At 56.4% G+C, this 20,594-nt stretch carries 21 protein-coding genes; 11 read left to right on the top strand and 10 right to left on the bottom strand.

The window, feature by feature from the left end; all coding sequences use genetic code 11:
• Positions 1-24: 24 nt before the first annotated feature.
• Genes rhaD through rhaB form a run of 3 tightly spaced genes read right to left on the bottom strand, consistent with a single transcriptional unit; the run spans position 25 to position 3,617 of the window.
• Positions 25-855 (bottom strand): rhamnulose-1-phosphate aldolase, encoded by an 831-nt coding sequence (rhaD, locus tag F0320_RS21315; RefSeq protein ID WP_126330987.1) that lies wholly within the window; start codon positions 853-855, stop codon positions 25-27.
• A 36-nt stretch (positions 856-891) separates the two neighbouring features.
• Entirely contained in the window at positions 892-2,151 is a 1,260-nt protein-coding gene (rhaA, locus tag F0320_RS21310) for an L-rhamnose isomerase (protein ID WP_126330988.1), read from the bottom strand.
• Positions 2,148-3,617 (bottom strand): rhamnulokinase, encoded by a 1,470-nt coding sequence (gene rhaB, locus F0320_RS21305; protein ID WP_126330991.1) that lies wholly within the window; start codon positions 3,615-3,617, stop codon positions 2,148-2,150. The genes rhaA and rhaB overlap by 4 nt, the downstream gene beginning before the upstream one ends.
• 300 nt (positions 3,618-3,917) lie before the next feature.
• On the opposite strand from rhaB, the gene rhaS reads away from it, so the two are divergent.
• A complete protein-coding gene (rhaS, locus tag F0320_RS21300) occupies positions 3,918-4,754 on the top strand; it encodes an HTH-type transcriptional activator RhaS (protein WP_126330993.1) in 837 nt (278 codons plus the stop codon).
• A gap of 73 nt (positions 4,755-4,827) precedes the next feature.
• A complete protein-coding gene (rhaR, locus tag F0320_RS21295; protein WP_126330995.1) occupies positions 4,828-5,676 on the top strand; it encodes an HTH-type transcriptional activator RhaR in 849 nt (282 codons plus the stop codon).
• Here the strand turns inward: rhaR and rhaT are convergent, their stop codons facing one another.
• Positions 5,677-6,711 (bottom strand): L-rhamnose/proton symporter RhaT, encoded by a 1,035-nt coding sequence (gene rhaT, locus F0320_RS21290; protein ID WP_047653003.1) that lies wholly within the window; start codon positions 6,709-6,711, stop codon positions 5,677-5,679.
• Positions 6,712-6,999: 288 nt separating this feature from the next.
• Between rhaT and sodA the strand changes: the two genes are divergently transcribed.
• On the top strand, positions 7,000-7,620 hold the full coding sequence (sodA, locus tag F0320_RS21285) for a superoxide dismutase [Mn] (protein WP_004203668.1): 621 nt from the start codon (positions 7,000-7,002) through the stop codon (positions 7,618-7,620).
• 71 nt (positions 7,621-7,691) lie between these two features.
• A complete protein-coding gene (gene yiiM, locus F0320_RS21280) occupies positions 7,692-8,366 on the top strand; it encodes a 6-hydroxyaminopurine reductase (RefSeq protein WP_126330997.1) in 675 nt (224 codons plus the stop codon).
• A gap of 52 nt (positions 8,367-8,418) precedes the next feature.
• Here yiiM and cpxA read toward each other — a convergent pair whose 3' ends face one another.
• Together cpxA and cpxR are read right to left on the bottom strand one after the other, a co-directional pair.
• Positions 8,419-9,792, bottom strand: coding sequence for an envelope stress sensor histidine kinase CpxA (gene cpxA / locus F0320_RS21275; RefSeq protein WP_023309731.1), 1,374 nt, complete (start codon positions 9,790-9,792; stop codon positions 8,419-8,421).
• Positions 9,789-10,487 carry an envelope stress response regulator transcription factor CpxR gene (cpxR, locus tag F0320_RS21270; protein WP_006179159.1) on the bottom strand — a complete coding sequence of 233 codons (699 nt, stop codon included), beginning with the start codon at positions 10,485-10,487 and terminating at the stop codon, positions 9,789-9,791. Before cpxR ends, cpxA begins: the two co-directional genes overlap by 4 nt.
• Before the next feature lie 150 nt (positions 10,488-10,637).
• Between cpxR and cpxP the strand changes: the two genes are divergently transcribed.
• The 6 genes from cpxP to F0320_RS21240 all read left to right on the top strand — a co-directional run bounded on the left by cpxP (position 10,638) and on the right by F0320_RS21240 (position 16,681).
• A complete protein-coding gene (cpxP, locus tag F0320_RS21265; RefSeq protein WP_023309730.1) occupies positions 10,638-11,144 on the top strand; it encodes a cell-envelope stress modulator CpxP in 507 nt (168 codons plus the stop codon).
• A 152-nt stretch (positions 11,145-11,296) separates the two neighbouring features.
• On the top strand, positions 11,297-12,190 hold the full coding sequence (gene fieF, locus F0320_RS21260) for a CDF family cation-efflux transporter FieF (RefSeq protein ID WP_047653007.1): 894 nt from the start codon (positions 11,297-11,299) through the stop codon (positions 12,188-12,190).
• Positions 12,191-12,364: 174 nt separating this feature from the next.
• Entirely contained in the window at positions 12,365-13,327 is a 963-nt protein-coding gene (gene pfkA / locus F0320_RS21255; protein ID WP_023309696.1) for a 6-phosphofructokinase, read from the top strand.
• A gap of 135 nt (positions 13,328-13,462) precedes the next feature.
• A complete protein-coding gene (locus tag F0320_RS21250) occupies positions 13,463-14,452 on the top strand; it encodes a sulfate ABC transporter substrate-binding protein (RefSeq protein WP_047653008.1) in 990 nt (329 codons plus the stop codon).
• A 107-nt stretch (positions 14,453-14,559) separates the two neighbouring features.
• Complete coding sequence (locus F0320_RS21245; protein WP_047653010.1) at positions 14,560-15,303, top strand: CDP-diacylglycerol diphosphatase; 744 nt, start codon at positions 14,560-14,562, stop codon at positions 15,301-15,303.
• 73 nt (positions 15,304-15,376) lie between these two features.
• Positions 15,377-16,681 (top strand): SLC13 family permease, encoded by a 1,305-nt coding sequence (locus F0320_RS21240; RefSeq protein WP_126330999.1) that lies wholly within the window; start codon positions 15,377-15,379, stop codon positions 16,679-16,681.
• A 47-nt stretch (positions 16,682-16,728) separates the two neighbouring features.
• Here F0320_RS21240 and tpiA read toward each other — a convergent pair whose 3' ends face one another.
• Positions 16,729-17,496: a triose-phosphate isomerase gene (gene tpiA, locus F0320_RS21235; RefSeq protein ID WP_025202753.1), complete on the bottom strand. Its 768-nt coding sequence runs from the start codon at positions 17,494-17,496 to the stop codon at positions 16,729-16,731.
• 111 nt (positions 17,497-17,607) lie between these two features.
• Entirely contained in the window at positions 17,608-18,204 is a 597-nt protein-coding gene (locus tag F0320_RS21230; RefSeq protein WP_126331001.1) for a DUF1454 family protein, read from the bottom strand.
• Between the two features lie 112 nt (positions 18,205-18,316).
• On the opposite strand from F0320_RS21230, the gene F0320_RS21225 reads away from it, so the two are divergent.
• A complete protein-coding gene (locus tag F0320_RS21225; RefSeq protein WP_023293600.1) occupies positions 18,317-18,736 on the top strand; it encodes a DUF805 domain-containing protein in 420 nt (139 codons plus the stop codon).
• Here the strand turns inward: F0320_RS21225 and fpr are convergent, their stop codons facing one another.
• Positions 18,737-19,483, bottom strand: coding sequence for a ferredoxin--NADP(+) reductase (fpr, locus tag F0320_RS21220; protein WP_126331003.1), 747 nt, complete (start codon positions 19,481-19,483; stop codon positions 18,737-18,739).
• 96 nt (positions 19,484-19,579) lie between these two features.
• The gene (gene glpX / locus F0320_RS21215) at positions 19,580-20,590 is read right to left on the bottom strand and encodes a class II fructose-bisphosphatase (protein ID WP_032662725.1); all 1,011 of its coding nucleotides are present in this window, start codon (positions 20,588-20,590) and stop codon (positions 19,580-19,582) included.
• Between the last annotated feature and the right edge of the window lie 4 nt (positions 20,591-20,594).

The raw sequence follows: 20,594 nt of genomic DNA, 5'->3' as shown, positions 1-20,594 counted from the left end.
CCGTACCGTCCGGTCAGCGAGGGTTTATGCATAGATTTCCAGCGCTGACCGTAGCGGGGTCACGCCGAAGCGCTTGCCGAGCGCAATAAGCTCTTCGCGGGTAATGGTCTGCTTCATTCCTCCCATGGAATAAACCTTCACCAGCACTTCAGCCGATTTCTCGGCGGTGTCGATCAGACCGAAAGTTTCATCCAGCGTCGGACCGCTGCCGAACACGCCGTGGAACGGCCACAGCACCAGCGAATGTTTTTGCATATCTCTGGCGGTTGCCTGGCCAATTTCGTCGGTACCCGGCACCATCCACGGCAGAATGCCCACGCCATCCGGGAACACCACCAGACACTCGGTGCTGCCTTCCCACAGCTTGCGGGTGATGAAATCGGCGCTGTTTTCCAGCACATAGGTCAGGGCGATCAGGTTGGTGGCGTGGCAGTGCATGATCGCGCGATCTTTGCCGTTAGTCGCCCTGATGCGCTCGCAGTGGGAGAGAAAGTGCGCCGGCAGTTCAGACGTGGGTACCGCCTCATCGGTCAGACCCCACAGAATGTGGTAGCCCGCACCGTCGCTATCCACTTTCACCACGCCGAGGTTGGCCTGTGGATCAAGCTGAACGTTGCGGAAGAACTTGCCGGAACCGGTAACGATAAACGGCGTGTTGGCCAGCATCGGCATGGGCTGGCTCAGGGCAATATAGCGTGGCTTCTGGTGAAAATCCCCGCTGTAAGGCGCGATATCCGCGTCGTCCAGACGCAGCGTCAGGTTGCCGCCGTTGCGCTCGTCCCAGCCTTTCAGCCAGGCGTCGGAGGTGGCTTTGATCATGCCCTGGACGAACCAGGAGTGGGTGATAGTCTGCATAGTCTTTATTTTCCAGTTATCGCGGTGAGGGCAAAATTACACGCGCTTGCTCAACACGTTTTTCTCGTACGCGCGCACGTTTTCCAGCCACTGGCTGCCTGCCGGAGCGTCGTTACGCTGGCAGTACATCTCCCAAACGGCCTGCCACGGCAGGGATTTCTGCTCTTCCAGCAGCGCCAGGCGCGCGGTGTAGTCGCCGTTTTCTTCCAGCTGTTTCAGCACTGCGGTTGGCTCCAGCAGCGCGCGCAGCAGGGCTTTTTTCATATTGCGGGTGCCAATAACCCACGCCGCGATGCGGTTGATGGAGGCATCGAAGAAGTCGAGGCCAATGTGCACGCGGTCGAACAGGTCGTGACGGATAATTTCGCTGGCAATCGCCTGGGTTTCGTCATCCAGCAGCACCACGTGGTCGCTGTCCCAGCGCACCGGGCGGCTGACGTGCAGCAGCAGGCGCGGCACGTAGAGCATGGCAGCGGAGATTTTGTCGGAGATCGCCTCGGTCGGATGGAAGTGACCGGCATCCAGGCACAGCGCGGTCTGGCGGCTGGTGGCGTACCCCATGTAGAACTCGTTCGAGCCGACGGTGTAGCTTTCGGCGCCAATGCCGAACAGCTTGCTCTCCACGGCGTCGATGTGGTGCGCCGGGTCCAGCTTCTCGCTGATGGCCTCATCCAGCGCGGCCAGCAGGCGCTGACGCGGGGCCAGGCGGTCGACGGTGATGTCTTTCATGCCGTCCGGGATCCAGATGTTCATTACTGACGGCGTGCCGAGCTGCTCGCCGAAATACGCCGAAACGCGGCGGCTGGCCTTCACGTGGTCGATCCAGAACTGGCGGATTTTGTCGTTGGCGTGCGCGAGGGTAAAACCGTCGGCGCTCAGCGGGTGCGAGAAGCAGGACGGGTTAAAGTCCAGACCAAGCTTGTTGGTTTTCGCCCACGCCACCCAGTTTTTAAAGTGTTCCGGTTTGATCTCGTTACGCGCTACCGGTGCGTCGGACTCCAGATAAATCGCATGCAGGTTCAGGCGTTTTGGCCCCGGGATCAGGCTCAGCGCCAGCTCCAGGTCTGCACGCAGTTCGGTGGCGTTGCGCGCTTTGCCCGGGTAGTTACCCGTCGCCTGAATACCCCCCGTCAGAGAACCGCCCGGGTTCTCGAAGCCGGCGACGTCATCACCCTGCCAGCAATGCATAGACACTGGCAGACGGTCGAGCTGGCGCAGCGCCGTTTCGACATCCACGCCGACGGCGGCGAAACGCTGTTTAGCCAGCTCCCAGGCTTGTTCTAATTGAGTGGTCATGCGCAAAGCTCCTTAGTCAGTCGTTTTTGCTGAAACTGCGCCCGGTAGCGGGCTATTTCATGGCAGGGATTGGGGGTGAAGGTTGTCAGGCGGGTATTCGCGGTGACCACCGAACGGAATTCATCGACATCAGAAAGTTCGTCCAGGGTCATCAGCTGAATACCGATGTTGCCGAGCGTCGAAGCCTCCACCGGCCCCGCCACCACGGTGATGCCGCAGGCATCGGCGCAGATCTGGTTCAGCAGTTGGTTCTGGCAGCCTCCGCCCACGATATGCAACTGGCTGAACGGTGCGCCTCGCAGGTCGACCAGCTCGCTCAGTACATCCGCGTAGAGAAGGGCGAGGCTGTCAAAAATACAGCGCGCCAGCTCGGCAGGACGGGAAGGCACCGGCTGCCCGGCTTCGAAACAGGCGGACTGGATTTCGACGCTCATATGCACCGGGTTAATAAAGCGGTCGTCGTTCGGGTTAATCAGGAACGTACAGGCCTTCAGCTTTTCGGTTTCTGCGATAAGCGCGGGCAGGTCGGTAATGTGCTGCTCTTTCAGCATTCGCTGGAGCAGCCACAGGCCCATGATGTTCTTCAGAACGCGGTAGCGCCCTTCGGCACCGCCTTCGTTAGTGATGTTGGCCGCCATCGCGGCGTCGCTGGTGTACGGCGTTTTGCTCTCAAAACCCATCAGCGACCAGGTGCCGGACGAGAGGTAGGCCGCGTCTTTACTGGCCAGCGGGGATGCAATTACTGCGCTGGCGGTATCGTGACTGGCGACGGCAACGACGGGGATTTCATTCCCCTGCGGGCAAATCCACCGACCTATCACATTTCCGGGGTGCGTTGGCGTGCCGAACCAGGAGGGCGAGGCGCCCGTCCAGGTCAGCAGGGTTTCATCCCAGCTATCGGTGTTGATGTTGACCAGCTGCGTGGTGGTGGCGTTGGTGTATTCCCAGTTCATGTTGCCGGTCAGCCGATAGCTTAAGTAGTCCGGAATGAGTAACGCGTGCGTCACCTTTTTGACCAGCTCCGGCTGCTGCTCAACCAGCGCGCGCAGCTGAAACAGCGTGTTAAACGGCAGAAACTGAATACCGCTGCGGCCATAGATGTTGTCCATGCCAAGCTGTGCGATGGCGTGTGCCATCAGCCCGTCGGTGCGACTGTCGCGATACGAGACGGGCAGGCCGACGCGTTCGCCGCGGCTGTCGAGCAGAACGTAGTCCACGCCCCAGGTATCGATGCCGATGCTGTCGATGCGAATGCCGTCATTGCAGACGTTGTTTAGCCCGGTGCGGATCTCCGCTTCCAGGGCATCAATATCCCAGGTATCAAAACCGTCCTGTTTTTGCAGGCAGTTGGCGAAACGGTGCATTTCGCGAAGCGTAAGCGTGCGCCGATCGCAGTCCCAGGTGGCGAGCATTACGCGGCCGCTGGATGCGCCTAAATCGACAGCCACACAATGGCGAAAAGTCATGGTCAGGTCCCTTCTTAAGTCATTGGTGCTGAGTGTAAAAAAGGGACGAAAAGACCACCTTCTCGTCACTGACAGCACGAATCTCGCGCTGGCAAGAAAGCAAAGATGATCGTGAGGAAGTTCACAATTTCCTGTTATGGCAGGGTTTTCGGGCAATGTGACGCTGACCGCATTTCCCGATTTTTCCGTCTGTTTCTTGAAAAACTGACGGCTTTTGCGCCGTTTGCTGTCAAAAATTTAAGGTGAGTGCGGAAGGCCTTAATTACTATTCGAGAACTTTCCTCATTGGTGGGGGCCGTTATGACCGTATTGCACAGCGTCGATTTTTTCCCGTCGGGAACGTCTCCGGTTGCGATAGAGCCCCGGCTCCCGCAGGCTGCGTTTCCTGAACATCATCATGATTTTCATGAAATTGTGATTGTCGAGCATGGAACGGGTATTCATGTCTTCAACGGCCAGCCCTACACCATCAGCGGCGGTATGGTGTGCTTCGTGCGCGATCACGACAGGCATTTGTATGAACATACCGACAACCTGTGCCTGACCAACGTGCTCTATCGTTCGCCGGACGCGTTCCAGTTTCTGTCGGGGTTGAACAAGCTACTGCCCCAGGAGCAGGATGGACACTACCCGTCTCACTGGCGGGTCAATCAGTCCACGTTGCAGCAGGTGCGCCAGCTGGTGAATCAACTGGAGCAGAGCGAGGGCGGGCAGGAGACGTATGCTATTGCCTCCCGAGAGCTGCTGTTTATGCAACTGCTGGTGCTGCTGCGTCGCAGCAGCCTTGTGGAAGGGCTGGAAAATAACGACGCGCGCCTGAACCATCTGATGGCCTGGCTGGAAGATCATTTCACCGAGGATGTCTGCTGGGAGACGCTGGCGGATGATTTTTCACTGTCCCTGCGCACCCTGCATCGCCAGCTTAAGCAGCACACCGGGCTGACGCCGCAGCGCTACCTTAACCGTCTGCGCCTGATCAAAGCGCGTCATCTTTTACGTCACACCGACGAAAGCGTCACGGATATTGCCTACTGCTGTGGTTTTAGCGACAGCAATCACTTTTCAACGCTGTTTCGCCGGGAATTTAGCTGGTCGCCGCGCGATATCCGTCAGGGAAAGGATGCTTCACTCCAGTAACGCGAATGCAATCACCGTTTTATTGCCGCAAAAAGGCTAATAATATCCGGTTATTCACCGTAGAGGTGGTGGTGTGGCCGCTCAGTTAATTCTTCGCAAAGATGATTTTTTTGCCTCCGCGAGTCAGGCCGTCGCGGTGGCCGACCGCTACCCGCAAAATGTCTTTGCCGAGCATACCCACGAGTTTTGCGAGCTGGTGCTGGTATGGCGCGGCAACGGCTTACACATCCTCAACGACCGGCCTTACCGCATCACGCGTGGCGATCTGTTTTACATCCGCGCCGAAGACAAACACGCTTACGCCTCGGTTAACGATCTGGTGTTGCAGAACGTTATCTACTGCCCGGACAGGCTTAAACTGAATGTCGACTGGCCGGCCCATATCCCCGGTTTTCTCAATGCCAGAGGCGAACCCCACTGGCGCTTAAGCAGCAACGGCATGACTCAGGTGCGCCAGACGATCGCCCAGCTGGAGCAGGAGAGTCAGAAGCACGATCCCGTGGCAAATCCGATGGCGGAACTGCTGTTCGCCCAGCTGGTGATGACCCTCAAACGTCATCGTTACGCGACCGATAACCCCTCCGCAACCGTCCAGGAAGCGCTGCTGGACAAGCTGATTGCCCGGCTTGCGGGCAGCCTGAACAAAAGTTTCGTGCTGGAAACGTTTTGCGAGCAGGAGCAGTGCAGCGAGCGCGCGCTGCGCCAGCAGTTCCGCACCCAGACGGGGATGACGGTGAACCACTACCTGCGCCAGCTGCGCATCTGCCACGCCCAGTACCTGTTGCAGCATACCGAGCTGATGGTCAGTGAAGTGGCGATGCGCAGCGGATTTGAGGACAGTAATTACTTTTCGGTGGTGTTTAACCGCGAGGTGGGGATGACGCCGGTTCAGTGGCGTCATCGCAGTCGAAAGGCAGCGTAATCAGTTCGCCATGCCGAGGCCCACGATATTGGCCGCGATAATAATCACCACGCAGCCCAGGCTCAGCACGCCCACCGGACGACGCCCGGCGTTATTCCACTCCTTCAGTACCAGCCCAACCAGTCCGCCACACAGCACGTAGAAGCTCATGTGCAGCATCCAGCTTATGTAATCGTACTGCGGTGGAATGCTGGCGTGGCCCCAGGCGTAGAAAAAGAACTGCAGATACCACATGAGGCCGCCCAGCATCGATAGCAGCACATTGGTGATGATTAAGGATTTTGCCAGTGAGAAATCGGCTTTTACCGACAAATCCTTCACTTTTGCCAGACGAATGAAGCAGAAGCCGAGGTTTACCAACGCGCCGCCGCCCATGATCACCACGTAGCTTGGCAGCGCCACGTACAGCGGGTCGACGCCCAGCGCGGCGGCCGCTTCGTGCATGGGTTTTGCGGCGTTCATGGCGAACGACATGCCCGCCGAGAAGATGCCGCACATCACTGCCAGCAGCAGCCCCTTCTTCAGGTTAAAGTCTTCGGCTTTGATGCCCATCTTGCGCTCTTTCAACTGCCCCGCGCGGGTGACGATACCCACGCCTATCACCGCGACAAGCACGCCAAGCAGCGTCATTTGCCCGCCTTTGGTGTTGAGCAACACGTCGACATTGCCGTTAAGAATGGGCGTCATCAGCGTGCCGACGATGAGCGTAATGCCAATTGCGATACCAATACCCATCGACATCCCGAGGTAGCGCATGGTCAGGCCGTAATTGATGTTGCCGATGCCCCACATCGCACCGAACAGAAACACCGGCAGCAGGGTGGAGGCACTGAAGGAAGTAAAGTAGCCCCAGAAATCCGGAAGCAGAATGGCGCTAATGGTCCACGGCAAAATCAGCCAGGACACGGTACCGCCAACTGACCACATGGTTTCCCACGACCACCCTTTCACCTTTTTAAACGGGGCATAGAAACAGGCTGCGCTGGCCGCGCCTATCAAATGCCAGAAGATACCCATCGTAATCGCATGATTCATTTTTACGTCCTCATCGTTTTTATAGCCGGTGGCTTCCCCCCGGCTTGATGAGTGTAAAAATTAAGCAGTTCAGGAACCTTCAGACGGTTGCCGCAATTTTGTTTTGGATGGCAATCAGCACGTTAACCGGGTGAGCAGACTCACAATTTTGTGATAAGGCAAAAAACAAATAACCTTATAAAAACTACGGCATTGATAATCATTTTCAATATCATTTAATTAACTATAATGAACCAACTGCTTACGCGGCATTAACAGCTGTGCCGCCCGACAATAATGGAGAGGATTATGAGTTATACACTGCCATCCCTGCCGTATGCCTACGACGCACTGGAACCGCATTTCGACAAGCAGACGATGGAAATCCATCACACTAAACACCACCAGACCTATGTGAACAATGCGAACGCCGCGCTGGAAAGCCTGCCAGAGTTCGCTAACCTGTCTGCTGAAGAGCTGATCACCAAGCTGGACCAGCTGCCAGCGGACAAGAAAACCGTTCTGCGTAACAACGCTGGCGGCCACGCTAACCACAGCCTGTTCTGGAAAGGCCTTAAGACCGGTACCACCCTGCAGGGCGACCTGAAAGCGGCTATCGAGCGCGACTTCGGCTCCGTTGACAACTTCAAAGCGGAATTCGAAAAAGCCGCTGCAACCCGTTTCGGCTCTGGCTGGGCGTGGCTGGTTCTGAAAGGCGACAAGCTGGCGGTAGTGTCTACTGCTAACCAGGACTCCCCGCTGATGGGTGAAGCAATTTCTGGCGCATCCGGCTTTCCAATCCTGGGTCTGGACGTGTGGGAACACGCTTACTACCTGAAATTCCAGAACCGTCGCCCGGACTACATCAAAGCGTTCTGGGACGTGGTGAACTGGGACGAAGCAGCAGCGCGTTTCGCCGCTAAAAAATAAGGTTGCATTGACGCCTGTGAGAAGCGAGTCTTATGACTCGCTTTTTTTGTATCTGCGTAATGGAGGCAGCAATGCATTATCCGGTGAACGTGTTTACAGGCAAGGTAAGGGAGTACGACGGCAGCCGCCCGAGTGCCATCGCCAAAATTCAGGTCGACGGTGAGCTGACGTTAACCGACCTCGGGCTTGCGGGTGACGAGCAGGCCGAAAAGAAAATCCACGGCGGGCCCGAGCGCGCGCTGTGCCACTACCCGCGTGAACACTATCAGCACTGGAAAACCGAGTTTCCCGAGCAGGCGGATCTCTTCGTCGCCCCCGCGTTTGGCGAAAATCTTTCCACCGAAGGGCTCACCGAAAAGAACGTGTTTATCGGTGATATCTACCGCTGGGGCGATGCCCTGATTCAGGTGACGCAGCCACGCTCGCCGTGCTTTAAGCTCAACTACCACTTCGGTATTCAGGATATGTCGGCCCAGCTGCAAAAAGCGGGTAAAACCGGCTGGCTGTATCGCGTGGTGCTGGCTGGGCAGGTTTCAGCGGACGCACCGCTTGAACTGGCGTCGCGCCTGAGCGATGTGTCCGTTTATGACGCCTGCGCCATTGCCTGGCATACGCCGTTTGACGACGAGCAGTATCACCGCCTGCTGTCGGCGGCGGGGCTATCAACCAGCTGGACAAGAACGATGCAGAAACGGCGTTTAAGCAATAAGATCGAGGATAATTCGCGGAGATTGTGGGGGAAATAGTCTTCCAGGAAAGTAGGCCGGGTAAGGCGAAGCCGCCACCCGGCACTAAAAGCTACGAACGCTTATACAACGGTAGCCACAGCGTTAACCGTAGTCCACCCAGCGGACTGTCATCGGCTTTCACCCAGCCGCGGTGCTGCTGCATGGCGGTTTCAACAATCGCCAGCCCCAGCCCCGTACCGCCCGATTCCCGGTCGCGCGCTTCGTCGGTACGGTAGAACGGACGGAAAATCTGCTCGCGGTCTTCCGGGCTCACGCCAGGACCGTCGTCATCGACAATGACGGTAATCCCGTCTTTATCCACCGAGAACGCCACCTCAATCTTCGTATGCGAGTAGCGAAGAGCGTTACGCACGATGTTCTCCAGCGCGCTTTCCAGCGTGTTGGGGTTACCGTACAGCGGCCACGGGCCCGGCGGGAAGTTGACGGTGAAGGATTTACCCATCTGTTCCGCTTCGAACGCCGCGTTGTCCAGCACCTCGTGCCAGAGGTGATTGGCTTTCACCGTTTCGCTGACCAGCGCGTTTTTCTGCTGATTGCGCGACATGACCAGCAGGTCGTTGATCATGCTGTCCAGACGATGCGCTTCCGTTTCAATACGCTCCAGCTCTTTGCTCTCACCGCTGCGGCGACGCAGCAGCGCGGTGCCAAGCTGCAAGCGCGTAAGCGGGGTACGCAGCTCGTGCGAGATATCCGACAGCAGACGTTGCTGCGCGGTCATCATGCGATCGAGGGCGCTCACCATCTGGTTAAAACTGGTTCCGGCGGCAAGGAACTCCTGCGGCCCGGCTTCCAGTTCAGGGTGTTGTCGCAGGTTACCCTGCGCCACCTCATCGGCGGCATTCTTCAGCTTACGCGCCGGTTTTGCCAGACTCCACGCCAGCCATAACAGCAGCGGTGAGCTGACCAGCATGGTGACAATCAGCAGCAGGAGAGGGCGGTCAAACAGCAGGTTGATAAAATCAGACTGGGAGTTGCTCGCCGGACGGATCAGGTAGAGCTGATAATTATCCTCTCCGTCCCTGACGGAGAAAGGCCCCACCATCTCTACGCGGCCATATTTTTTCTTCTGGGGATGATCGGCGTTATCCGCCTGGCCAATGAAGTTGCGGATAATCTGCATTTCATTGCGATCGGCCCCAATCACGCGGCCTTCGCTGGTTACCAGCAGCAGGCGTTGTCCGGGCGGCGCCCACTTGTCGATAGCGCGAAACAGCCTGCGCCACCACATTAAATCGTTCGGCGGATCGTTTGCCAGCTCGGCTTCCACGTGCTGCTCGATCATCACGCCCTGACGTTGCTCGCTGTCGAGAAGCTCCGTCATCTGGCGTGAGTCGAGTTTTGGCAACATCAAAACGAGCATTAAAACCAGTGCCAGCGTCAGCCAGAAGATGGCGAAGATGCGGGCGGTTAAGCTTCCTATCATGAAGCGGAAACCATCAGATAACCGCGACCACGCAGGGTTTTAAACCATGGATGACCGTCTTTACGCTCCGGCAGCTTACGGCGCAGGTTAGAGATGTGCATGTCGATGGCGCGGTCAAACGGGGTGAGGCGTTTGCCCAGCACTTCCTGGCTTAGATGTTCACGCGAAACCACCTGGCCGAGGTGCTGCGCCAGCAGATACAGCAGGGTGAACTCCGTGCCGGTCAGTTCCAGCGTCTGGCCATCAAAGCTTGCTTCCTGACGGCCCGGGTTCAGGCTCAGGGAGTCGACTTCAAGGGTGGGTGAGCTGTTGTCGGTATTTTGCTGCTGCTCGCTCCAGTGCGAACGGCGCAGGATAGCGCGAATACGGGCAACCAGTTCACGGTCGTTAAACGGCTTCGGTAAATAGTCATCCGCGCCCAGCTCAAGGCCGAGTACGCGGTCAAGTTCGCTGCCGCGCGCGGTCAGCATGATTACAGGAGTCTGGTGTGTCTGGCGAAGCTCTTTCAACGTATCAATACCGTTTTTCTTCGGCATCATCACGTCGAGCAAAAGTAAATCGATGCTGTCGTCAAGGAGACTCAGCGCCTGCTCGCCATCATGGGCAACCAGGACGTTGAAACCTTCCATGTCGAGCAACTCCTTTAAAAGGGATGTGAGCTCTCGGTCATCATCAACTAACAGGATTTTATTCATTGTTTAAATACCTCCGAGGCAGAAATTACGACATCAAGGCTATCTAATCCATGACTTTACGTTGTTTTACACCCCCTGACGCATGTTTGCAGCCTGAATCGTAGACTGTCTCTCGTTGAATCGCGACACGAAAGATTTTGGGAGCAAGTGATGCGCAAAGTTACCGCTGCCGTCATGGCCTCAACGCTGGCGTTCAGTGCGTTTAGCCAGGCTGCTGAAGCTATCATCAGCGATAACAGTCCCTTACAAGAGGGTGCAACGCAGAACAGCAGCCAAAGCCATATGTTTGACGGCATAAGTTTAACCGAACATCAGCGTCAACAGATGCGAGATCTGATGCAGAGGGCACGACACGACCAGCCCCCTGTTAATGTTAGCGAAATGGAGACAATGCATCGCCTTGTCACCGCAGAAAATTTTGACGAAAGCGCTGTACGCGCTCAGGCCGAAAAAATGGCACAGGAACAAGTTGCCCGCCAGGTAGAGATGGCGAAGGTCCGCAACCAGATGTTCCATCTGCTAACGCCCGAGCAGCAAGCGGTTTTGAACACTAAACATCAGCAGCGAATGGACCAGCTGCGTGAGGTTGCACGGATGCAGCGAAGCTCAGAAACGTCGTTTTTCAGTAGCAATAGCAGTACCCGTAGTAACCAGTAAACCCTGTTTTCCTTGCCATAGACACCATCCCTGTCTTCCCCCACATGATGTGGGGGTTTTTTTTGCCTCGCATCCGCCCTGTTAACCGTTTATTCATCCTTAGACTCCCCATGCTTCCGTTATAATAGCGGCATGACATGACAGGAGCGTTTATGAATCAATCCTATGGAAGACTGGTAAGCCGGGCCGCCATTGCGGCGACCGTCATGGCCTCCAGCCTGTTACTGATTAAAATCTTTGCCTGGTGGTATACCGGCTCGGTCAGTATTCTGGCGGCGCTGGTGGACTCGCTGATGGACATTGCCGCCTCGTTGACCAACCTGCTGGTGGTGCGTTACTCGCTACAACCAGCGGATGAAGAGCATACATTTGGGCACGGCAAAGCGGAGTCGCTGGCCGCGCTGGCGCAAAGTATGTTCATTTCCGGCTCTGCGCTGTTCCTGTTTTTAACCGGGATTCAGCATCTCGTTTCGCCGACGCCGATGAACGATCCCGGCGTGGGCGTGATTGTGACGATCGTTGCGCTTATATGCACACTTGTTCTGGTAACGTTCCAGCGTTGGGTTGTTCGCAAAACGCAAAGTCAGGCTGTACGGGCGGATATGCTTCATTATCAATCTGATGTTATGATGAATGGGGCTATTCTTATTGCGCTCGGTCTGGCCTGGTATGGCTGGCATCGCGCCGATGCGTTATTTGCGTTAGGGATTGGTATCTATATTTTATATAGCGCCCTGCGGATGGGGTATGAAGCGGTGCAATCACTGCTTGACCGCGCCCTCCCGGACTCAGAACGTAATGAAATTTTTTCTATCGTGACCTCCTGGCCCGGCGTCAGCGGTGCACACGATCTTCGAACGCGGCAGTCAGGGCCGACCCGCTTTATTCAGATTCATATTGAAATGGAAGACAACCTGCCACTGGTTCAGGCTCACGTTATTGCTGAGCAGGTCGAGCAGGCGATTTTGCAGCGTTTTCCTGGGTCAGACGTCATCATTCACCAGGATCCCTGCTCGGTTGTACCCGGTCATGTTGGGCTTTCGTAATTCGTTGTAAAAAAGTGAGCCAGGCCAGCATTTTGTGTATAAATTACCGCCGTTTGGTCTGACCTGAATCAATTCAGCTGGAAGGGATTGATATACTATTTGCAGTATTCGTTGGTCGATAAGTTTCTTCCGGCAACAGATTTCAATTTTGCATTCCTAAGTTCAGAGGTAGTCATGATTAAGAAAATCGGTGTGTTGACAAGCGGCGGTGATGCGCCGGGCATGAACGCGGCAATTCGTGGTGTTGTCCGTGCAGCGCTGACGGAAGGCCTGGAAGTTTTTGGCGTTTATGACGGTTATCTGGGCCTGTATGAAGATCGTATGGTTCAGCTCGACCGTTACAGCGTGTCTGACATGATCAACCGTGGCGGTACTTTCCTCGGTTCCGCGCGCTTCCCGGAATTCCGTGATGAACACGTTCGTGAAGTGGCTATCGAAAACATGAAGAAACGCGGCCTGGACGCCCTGGTGGTTATCGGTGGTGACGGCTCCTACATGGGTGCAAAACGTCTGACCGAAATGGGCTTCCCGTGCATCGGTCTGCCGGGCACCATCGACAACGACATCAAAGGTACTGACTACACTATCGGCTTCTTTACTGCGCTGGGTACCGTTGTTGAAGCGATTGACCGTCTGCGTGACACCTCTTCTTCTCACCAGCGTATCTCTATCGTTGAAGTGATGGGCCGTTACTGTGGCGACCTGACGCTGGCGGCAGCCATTGCGGGCGGTTGCGAATTTATCGTCGTGCCAGAAGTCGAATTTAGCCGTGAAGATCTGGTGGCTGAAATCAAAGCGGGCATCGCGAAGGGTAAAAAACACGCGATCGTGGCTATCACCGAGCATATCTGTGACGTTGACGAGCTGGCGAAGTACATCGAAGCCGAAACCAAACGCGAAACCCGCGCGACCGTACTGGGTCACATCCAGCGCGGCGGCTCCCCTGGCCCTTACGACCGTATTCTGGCGTCCCGTATGGGCGCGTACGCGATCGATCTGCTGCTTCAGGGCCACGGCGGCCGCTGCGTCGGTATTCAGAACGAAAAACTGGTTCACCACGACATCATCGACGCCATTGAAAACATGAAGCGTCCGTTCAAAGGTGACTGGCTGGACTGCGCGAAAAAGCTGTACTGATTCTCCTGGCCCTCTTCTTTCGCGAAGAGGGCCATTATTCCTCTACGTTATAGCCAATCTTTTTTTATTCTTTAATCCTCGAATCGCTTTCTGGCACGCTGCATTCATCAAAACACTACACAAGAGAGCTGGGCGATGAATAAATGGGGCGTGGGTTTAACATTTTTGCTGGCATCGACCAGCGTTCTGGCTAAGGATATCCAGTTACTGAACGTGTCATACGACCCGACGCGTGAACTGTACGAGCAATACAACAAAGCGTTTGCGGCACACTGGAAGCAGGAAACCGGCGACAACGTGGTGGTTCGCCAGTCGCATGGCGGCTCCGGCAAGCAGGCGACGTCCGTGATAAACGGTATTGAAGCCGACGTGGTGACCCTGGCGCTGGCCTACGATGTTGACGCGATCGCCGAGCGTGGCCGCATCGACAAAAACTGGATCAAACGCCTGCCGGATAACTCCGCACCCTACACCTCGACCATCGTCTTCCTGGTGCGTAAAGGAAACCCGAAACAAATTAAAGACTGGAACGATCTGATCAAACCGGGCGTTTCTGTCATTACCCCGAACCCGAAAAGCTCCGGCGGCGCTCGCTGGAACTACCTGGGCGCATGGGGCTACGCGCTGCATCACAACAATAACGATCAGGCCAAAGCGCAGGAATTCGTGAAAGCGCTGTATAAAAACGTTGAAGTGCTAGACTCCGGCGCGCGTGGCGCCACCAACACCTTCGTCGAGCGCGGGATTGGCGACGTGCTGATTGCCTGGGAAAATGAAGCCCTGCTGGCCACCAACGAGCTGGGTAAAGACAAATTCGAGATCGTGACCCCGAGCGAATCGATTCTGGCTGAGCCGACCGTTTCAGTGGTCGATAAAGTGGTTGAGAAGAAAGACACCAAAGCGGTGGCGGAAGCCTATCTGAAGTATCTGTACTCGCCAGAAGGCCAGGAAATTGCGGCGAAAAACTTCTATCGTCCACGCGATCCGGCCGTTGCGAAGAAATACGAAAGCGTATTCCCTAAACTGAAACTCTTCACCATTGATGACGAGTTCGGCGGTTGGACCAAAGCGCAGAAAGAGCACTTCTCTAACGGTGGCACTTTCGACCAAATCAGCCAGCGCTAACCATTAGCCAATGACACGGTGACCCGGCGTGAGAAATCCGCCGGGTTTTTTATTTGGTCATCATTTTGCGTTACTCTTTTGCCTCTATTGAAAACAGGGAACGCGTTGTGAAAAAAATTATCTTTTTGATCCTCATTGTCATCGCCCTTGCCGCTGGCGGCGTGTACTGGATGAAGGCGGGTAATCCGAATGCGTTGCGACATATCGTTCTCGACCAGTGCGTGCCGAATCAGATCCAGAATCGTAACCCGGCACCCTGTGCGCAGGTGAAAACGGATGCAGGCTATGTGGTATTTAAAGATCGCAACGGGCCGCTGCAATACCTGCTGATGCCAACCTACCGCATCAACGGCACCGAGAGCCCGCTGCTGACCGAAGCGCATACGCCGAACTTTTTCTGGCTGGCGTGGCAGTCGCGCAGCTTTATGACCCTCAAGCGTGGCTCCGAGGTGCCTGACAGCGCTATTTCGTTGACGATTAACTCGCCGACTGGCCGCACCCAGAACCATTTTCATATTCATATCTCCTGCCTGCGCCCGGACGTGCGCGAGAAGCTCAACGCGGCACAGGGAGAAATCAGCACCCAGTGGCTGCCTCTGCCCGGGGGACTAGAAGGACATGAGTATCTTGCTCGCCGCGTGACCGAGAATGAACTGGTCCAGCGCAGCCCGTTTATGATGCTGGCGGAAGAGCTGCCGGAAGCGCGCGACCATATGGGGCGCTTCGCGCTGGCGATGGCGCAGCAGTCGGATGGCTCTTTTGTTTTGCTGGCGACCGAGCGTAACCTGCTCACGCTTAACCGCGCGTCCGCTGAGGAACTGCAGGATCATCAATGCGCTATCCTGAAGTAACCCCACCATAAATCGCGTTTACTCGGGCTACCTGTCACCGTAGACTTGCTGAAAAATTCTACAGGAGACAGGTATGTCGCTCTGGTTAACGTATCCTCTGCTGCTGCCCTCACTGATCGTTGGCGTCACCATCGTGCTGTGGGCGACGTCGCTATTGCCGGAATTCATCACCGCGCTGCTGTTCTTCACGGCGGCAATGACTGCGAAGATCGCCCCGCCGGAGGTCATCTTCGGCGGTTTTGCCTCGTCGGCTTTCTGGCTGGTATTCAGCGGCTTTGTGCTCGGCGTGGCGATCCGTAAAACCGGACTGGCGGACAGGGCCGCCCGGGCGCTGTCGGCAAAGCTCACCGACTCCTGGGTGTTGATGGTGGCGAGCGTGGTGCTGCTGAGCTACGCGCTGGCGTTTGTGATGCCGTCGAACATGGGACGTATTGCGCTGCTGATGCCGATTGTCGCGGCGATGGCAAAACGCGCCGGTATCGCCGACGGCTCCCGCGCCTGGTTCGGGCTTGCGCTGGCGGTGGGGTTTGGGACTTTCCAGCTGTCGGCGACTATCCTGCCTGCAAACGTCCCTAATCTGGTGATGAGCGGTGCGGCAGAAGGCTCGTACGGCATCCATCTGAACTATGTCCCGTATCTGCTGCTGCACACGCCGGTGCTGGGCATTCTCAAAGGCCTGATTTTGATTGGCCTCATCTGCTGGCTATTTCCCGGTAGCCCAAAACCGTCGAAGGAACAGGCGCCGTCTGAGCCGATGGGGCGAGATGAAAAGCGTCTCGCCTGGCTGCTGGCTGTGGTGTTGGGTATGTGGGTCACGGAGAGCTGGCACGGCGTGGGGCCGGCGTGGACGGGGCTGGCGGCGTCGATCATCGTTATGCTGCCGCGCATTGGTTTCATTACCGGGGAAGAGTTTTCTGCGGGAGTGAATATGCGTACCTGTATTTACGTCGCGGGTATTCTCGGTCTGGCAATCGTCGTGACGCAAACCGGTATCGGAACGGCTGTTGGCGAGGCGTTGCTTCGCATTATGCCGCTGGATGCAGACAGACCGTTCACCAGTTTCCTGGCGCTGACCGGTATTACCACGGCGCTCAACTTCATTATGACCGCCAACGGCGTTCCGGCGCTGTACACCACGCTGGCGCAGAGCTTCTCGGACGCGACCGGTTTCCCGCTGCTGTCGGTAATCATGATTCAGGTGCTGGGCTATTCCACGCCGCTGCTGCCGTATCAGGCGTCGCCGATTGTGGTGGCGATGGGGTTAGGAAAGGTGCCTGCAAGGGCGGGGATGATGCTCTGTCTGGCGCTGGCCATTGCAACGTATCTGGTGCTGCTGCCGCTGAATTATCTGTGGTTTAGCGTGTTAGGCAGGTTGTAGGGTTTTGTAGGGCGGGTAAGCGCAAGCACCACCCGCCACAAAGGCAATTACGCCTGTTTAGCCGCTTCTGCTGCCTTAACGATCACTGCGAAAGCGTCAGCTTTCAGGGATGCACCGCCAACCAGCGCGCCATCGATGTCTGGCTGGGTGAACAGCTCAGCAGCGTTGGAAGCGTTTACGGAACCGCCGTACTGGATAATCACTTGCTCAGCGACCTTCGCGTCGGCTTTAGCAATGTGGTCACGAATGAATTTGTGAACCGCCTGAGCCTGGGCAGGGGTTGCAGATTTGCCGGTACCGATCGCCCAGACTGGCTCGTATGCGATTACCGCGCCTTCGAACGCTGCCGCGCCCTGGGTTTTCAGCACTGCGTCGATCTGACGTGCACACACTTCTTCGGTTTTGCCCGCTTCGTTTTCCGCTTCGGTTTCACCGATGCACAGCACCGGGATCAGACCCTGCTCTTTCAGCACGGCGAATTTCTTCGCGATGAACTCATCGGATTCTTTGTGATAGGTGCGACGCTCTGAGTGGCCAATGATGATGTATTTCGCGCCAATATCTTTCAGCATTTCAGCGGAGGTTTCACCGGTGAACGCGCCAGACAGGTTAACGTCAACGTTCTGCGCGCCCAGAATGATGTGGCTGCCGTCAGCGGCGTGTTTAGTCAGATCCAGATACATATCCGGCGGAGCGATAGCAACCGCGCAGCCCGTCACGCCAGCCAGCTCTTTACGCAGGTTCGCAACCAGCTCGTTTACCATGTGGCGGCTGCCGTTCAGTTTCCAGTTACCCATCACTAAAGGATGTCGCATTTCAATTCTCCACGCTCAATAAGCGAATTAAGGAATATGGCCACCCTGTCGGGCAGCATGGTCTGTGAATCAGTATAGAGATTTTCCCTCGAAAGGCTTTGCTTTTTGTCATTAATTCGCCCCGCCGAGGGTGTCAGATAGTGCCAGCTTAATCGGTTCAACAGCGAAGGTCAGTCCTTTTTCGCCGTTGTCCGCCACAACATAGCGGATCGCGCCTTCGGTATCGGTGTAGTAACGCTTGTTTTTACCCGCGGCCAGCAGTTTTTGCAGCTTTTGCTGGCTTTGCTTTTTCGTCAGCGCAGGGGTAAAGGCCTGCAATACCGCGCTCATGTACTCCAGCGCTTTCGCCTTAGCGGCTTTCTGCTCCGGCCCTTGTATCGGCAGCCAGGTGATTTGCATGCTTTTGATTTTTAACGTACCGCGCTCCAGCGCCGTGGAAGCATACAAATTCTCGTTAATCTTGCTTGCCGCACGGGTCAGCGTGGGGGTATCGCGTGAGCCATCAATGGCGCGAAACTCATCCAGCGGCAGCGAGGGGTTGGTCTGATTGAAGGTTTCACGAAACTGGCTGATGGACTGATCGAACGACGGCGCGCCCGCCAGAAGATACGGTGCTGTGGTCGGGGCTGTGGTTTCGGCGGCGTGCAGGGGATAACCCGCGCTGAGCAGCGCTAAACACAGGAAAAGAGAACGTGCCGAACTTTTCATCAACATTGCCCCTGGCCGTAAGTGCTCATGATTAAAACGATATCTGGTCGGCTTGTCAAAAGGTCACAACTCCAGGGTAAAATGCGCGCTATACGATAATAAGGAACCTTACATGACCATACAGCAGTGGCTGTTTTCATTCAAAGGGCGTATTGGACGCCGTGATTTCTGGATCTGGATGGTGACGTGGGTTGTCGCCATGCTGCTTCTGTTTTTCGTTGCTTACAACGCCTGGCTGAGCACGCAAACGGCGGCCTTCGCGCTGGTCTGCCTGCTATGGCCAACGGCGGCGGTTGTCGTAAAACGGCTGCACGATCGCGGACGTTCCGGCGCGTGGGCATTTCTGATTATTCTGGCCTGGATGCTGGTGGCCGGAAACTGGGCGATGCTGCCGTCCATCCTGCCGTGGGTCGTGGGCAGGCTGCTGCCGTCGGTCATCTTCGTGATGATGATTGTCGATCTGGGCGCGTTTATCGGCACCCAGAGCGAAAACAAATACGGTAAAGACACCGTTGAGGTGAAATACCGCTGATCACCAGTAGTGTTCGGCGGTCATATGGCCCGGTCGGCGGCGAAGATGTTTCGTCATCTGCCGGGTATCCTTCAGAAGCTGCTGCGTGTCCCGCACCATCTGCGGGTTGCCACACAGCATGACGTGGCTGGTTTCAGCGTTTAGCGGCAGACCCACCGCGTCTTCCAGAGCTCCACTCTCAATTAGCGCCGGCACGCGGCCGGTAAGCGCTCCTGCTACGGTTTCGCGGCTGACCACCGTCTGAATCTTTAACTTTCCGCCGTACTGCTGTTCCAGCGCCTGCATTTGCGGCAGATAGCTCAGGTCTGCAGCGTAGCGCGCAGCGTGTACCAGCACGATGTTTTTAAAGCGCTCCAGATCTTTGCCGTACTGCAAAATAGAGAGATAAGGGCCGATGGCCGTACCGGTTGCCAGCATCCAGAGCGTGTCACAATCAGGGATCTCCTCGAGCATAAAGAAGCCTGCCGCTTCACTCACAATTTGCACCTCGTCGCCGGGCTTAAGGGCGGCAAGGCGCGGGCTGAGCTTACCGTCGGGAACGGTGACCAGATAGAACTCGAGATCCGGGTTATCAGGCGCGTTAACGTAAGAGTAGGCGCGCTGCACGCGCTCGCCGTCGACATCCAGCCCCAGCTTCGCAAATTGCCCGGCTTTAAACGGGTGAACGGGAGCATGTACGGTGAGACTAAATAGCGCATCGGTCCAGAACTGTACCTTTGTGACTTTACCTGTTACCCAGTCCGCCATGATCTTCTCCTGTGCTGTTTCTCTGTTCTATCTTCCGTACTTGTGGTGACAATTTCCAGCCCGTCAGGGCCGGAAAGCTCTATCGATCAAACGGTTTTACAGAATGTGCGTCTGCACGTCCGGGTCTTTGCGGTCGAGATAGTGGATAGACTGGATGCGGCGAATGGTGCGTGATTTACCGCGGATCAGCAGCGTTTCAGTGGTGGCCATATTACCCTTGCGGGTGATGCCGTCCAGCAGATCGCCTTTGGTGATGCCGGTCGCCGAGAAGACAACGTTATCGCTACGCGCCATCTCGTCCAGGGCCAGCACTTTATTGGCCTCGATGCCCATCGCTTCGCAGCGCGCCAGCTCGTTTTCCCCGATACGGCGGTTCTCTTCGCTGTCGCCTTTCACCTCATGGCGGGGCAGCAGACGGGCCTGCATATCGCCATCCAGCGCGCGGATCACTGCCGCAGAGACCACACCTTCCGGCGCGCCGCCGATGCCGTACAGCACGTCGACTTCGCTGTCCGGCATGCAGGTCAGGATCGAGGCGGCAACGTCACCGTCAGGGATAGCAAACACGCGTACGCCGAGCTTTTGCATCTGCGCGATAGTGGCGTCGTGGCGCGGTTTCGCCAGAATGGTGACGGTGAGTTCGCTAAGGGGTTTGCCCAGGGCTTTGGCGATGTTGTGCAGGTTCTCTTCCAGCGGCAGGCTAAGGTCGATTGCGCCTTTTGCGCCCGGACCGACAATCAGCTTTTCCATATACATGTCCGGCGCGTTGAGGAAGCAGCCCTTATCGCCCACGGCCAGCACCGCTAACGCATTGGCCTGACCCATTGCCGTCATGCGGGTGCCTTCGATCGGATCGACCGCGATATCCACGGCATCGCCTTTGCCGGTACCGACTTTTTCACCAATATAGAGCATCGGCGCTTCGTCGATCTCGCCTTCGCCGATCACGATGGTGCCGTCAATGTTGACCTGGTTAAGCACAATGCGCATGGCATGGACGGCAGCGCCGTCTGCGGTATTTTTATCGCCACGACCCAGCCATTTATAGCCTGCGAGGGCGGCCGCTTCGGTGACGCGGGAAAACTCGATAGCAAGTTCACGTTTCATGAGG

The sequence above is a fragment of the Enterobacter dykesii genome (assembly GCF_008364625.2).
In the GTDB taxonomy this organism is placed as follows: domain Bacteria; phylum Pseudomonadota; class Gammaproteobacteria; order Enterobacterales; family Enterobacteriaceae; genus Enterobacter; species Enterobacter dykesii.
This window is presented reverse-complemented; position numbering and strand designations above follow the sequence as displayed.

What these genes read in the sequence shown, in the direction of transcription:
- rhaD (WP_126330987.1), bottom strand. Translation starts at nt 855, where the DNA reads ATGCAGACTATCACCCACTCCTGGTTCGTCCAGGGCATGATCAAAGCC.
- rhaA (WP_126330988.1), bottom strand. Translation starts at nt 2,151, where the DNA reads ATGACCACTCAATTAGAACAAGCCTGGGAGCTGGCTAAACAGCGTTTC.
- rhaB (WP_126330991.1), bottom strand. Translation starts at nt 3,617, where the DNA reads ATGACTTTTCGCCATTGTGTGGCTGTCGATTTAGGCGCATCCAGCGGC.
- rhaS (WP_126330993.1), top strand. Translation starts at nt 3,918, where the DNA reads ATGACCGTATTGCACAGCGTCGATTTTTTCCCGTCGGGAACGTCTCCG.
- rhaT (WP_047653003.1), bottom strand. Translation starts at nt 6,711, where the DNA reads ATGAATCATGCGATTACGATGGGTATCTTCTGGCATTTGATAGGCGCG.
- sodA (WP_004203668.1), top strand. Translation starts at nt 7,000, where the DNA reads ATGAGTTATACACTGCCATCCCTGCCGTATGCCTACGACGCACTGGAA.
- yiiM (WP_126330997.1), top strand. Translation starts at nt 7,692, where the DNA reads ATGCATTATCCGGTGAACGTGTTTACAGGCAAGGTAAGGGAGTACGAC.
- cpxA (WP_023309731.1), bottom strand. Translation starts at nt 9,792, where the DNA reads ATGATAGGAAGCTTAACCGCCCGCATCTTCGCCATCTTCTGGCTGACG.
- cpxR (WP_006179159.1), bottom strand. Translation starts at nt 10,487, where the DNA reads ATGAATAAAATCCTGTTAGTTGATGATGACCGAGAGCTCACATCCCTT.
- cpxP (WP_023309730.1), top strand. Translation starts at nt 10,638, where the DNA reads ATGCGCAAAGTTACCGCTGCCGTCATGGCCTCAACGCTGGCGTTCAGT.
- fieF (WP_047653007.1), top strand. Translation starts at nt 11,297, where the DNA reads ATGAATCAATCCTATGGAAGACTGGTAAGCCGGGCCGCCATTGCGGCG.
- pfkA (WP_023309696.1), top strand. Translation starts at nt 12,365, where the DNA reads ATGATTAAGAAAATCGGTGTGTTGACAAGCGGCGGTGATGCGCCGGGC.
- F0320_RS21250 (WP_047653008.1), top strand. Translation starts at nt 13,463, where the DNA reads ATGAATAAATGGGGCGTGGGTTTAACATTTTTGCTGGCATCGACCAGC.
- F0320_RS21240 (WP_126330999.1), top strand. Translation starts at nt 15,377, where the DNA reads ATGTCGCTCTGGTTAACGTATCCTCTGCTGCTGCCCTCACTGATCGTT.
- tpiA (WP_025202753.1), bottom strand. Translation starts at nt 17,496, where the DNA reads ATGCGACATCCTTTAGTGATGGGTAACTGGAAACTGAACGGCAGCCGC.
- F0320_RS21230 (WP_126331001.1), bottom strand. Translation starts at nt 18,204, where the DNA reads ATGAAAAGTTCGGCACGTTCTCTTTTCCTGTGTTTAGCGCTGCTCAGC.
- F0320_RS21225 (WP_023293600.1), top strand. Translation starts at nt 18,317, where the DNA reads ATGACCATACAGCAGTGGCTGTTTTCATTCAAAGGGCGTATTGGACGC.
- fpr (WP_126331003.1), bottom strand. Translation starts at nt 19,483, where the DNA reads ATGGCGGACTGGGTAACAGGTAAAGTCACAAAGGTACAGTTCTGGACC.
- glpX (WP_032662725.1), bottom strand. Translation starts at nt 20,590, where the DNA reads ATGAAACGTGAACTTGCTATCGAGTTTTCCCGCGTCACCGAAGCGGCC.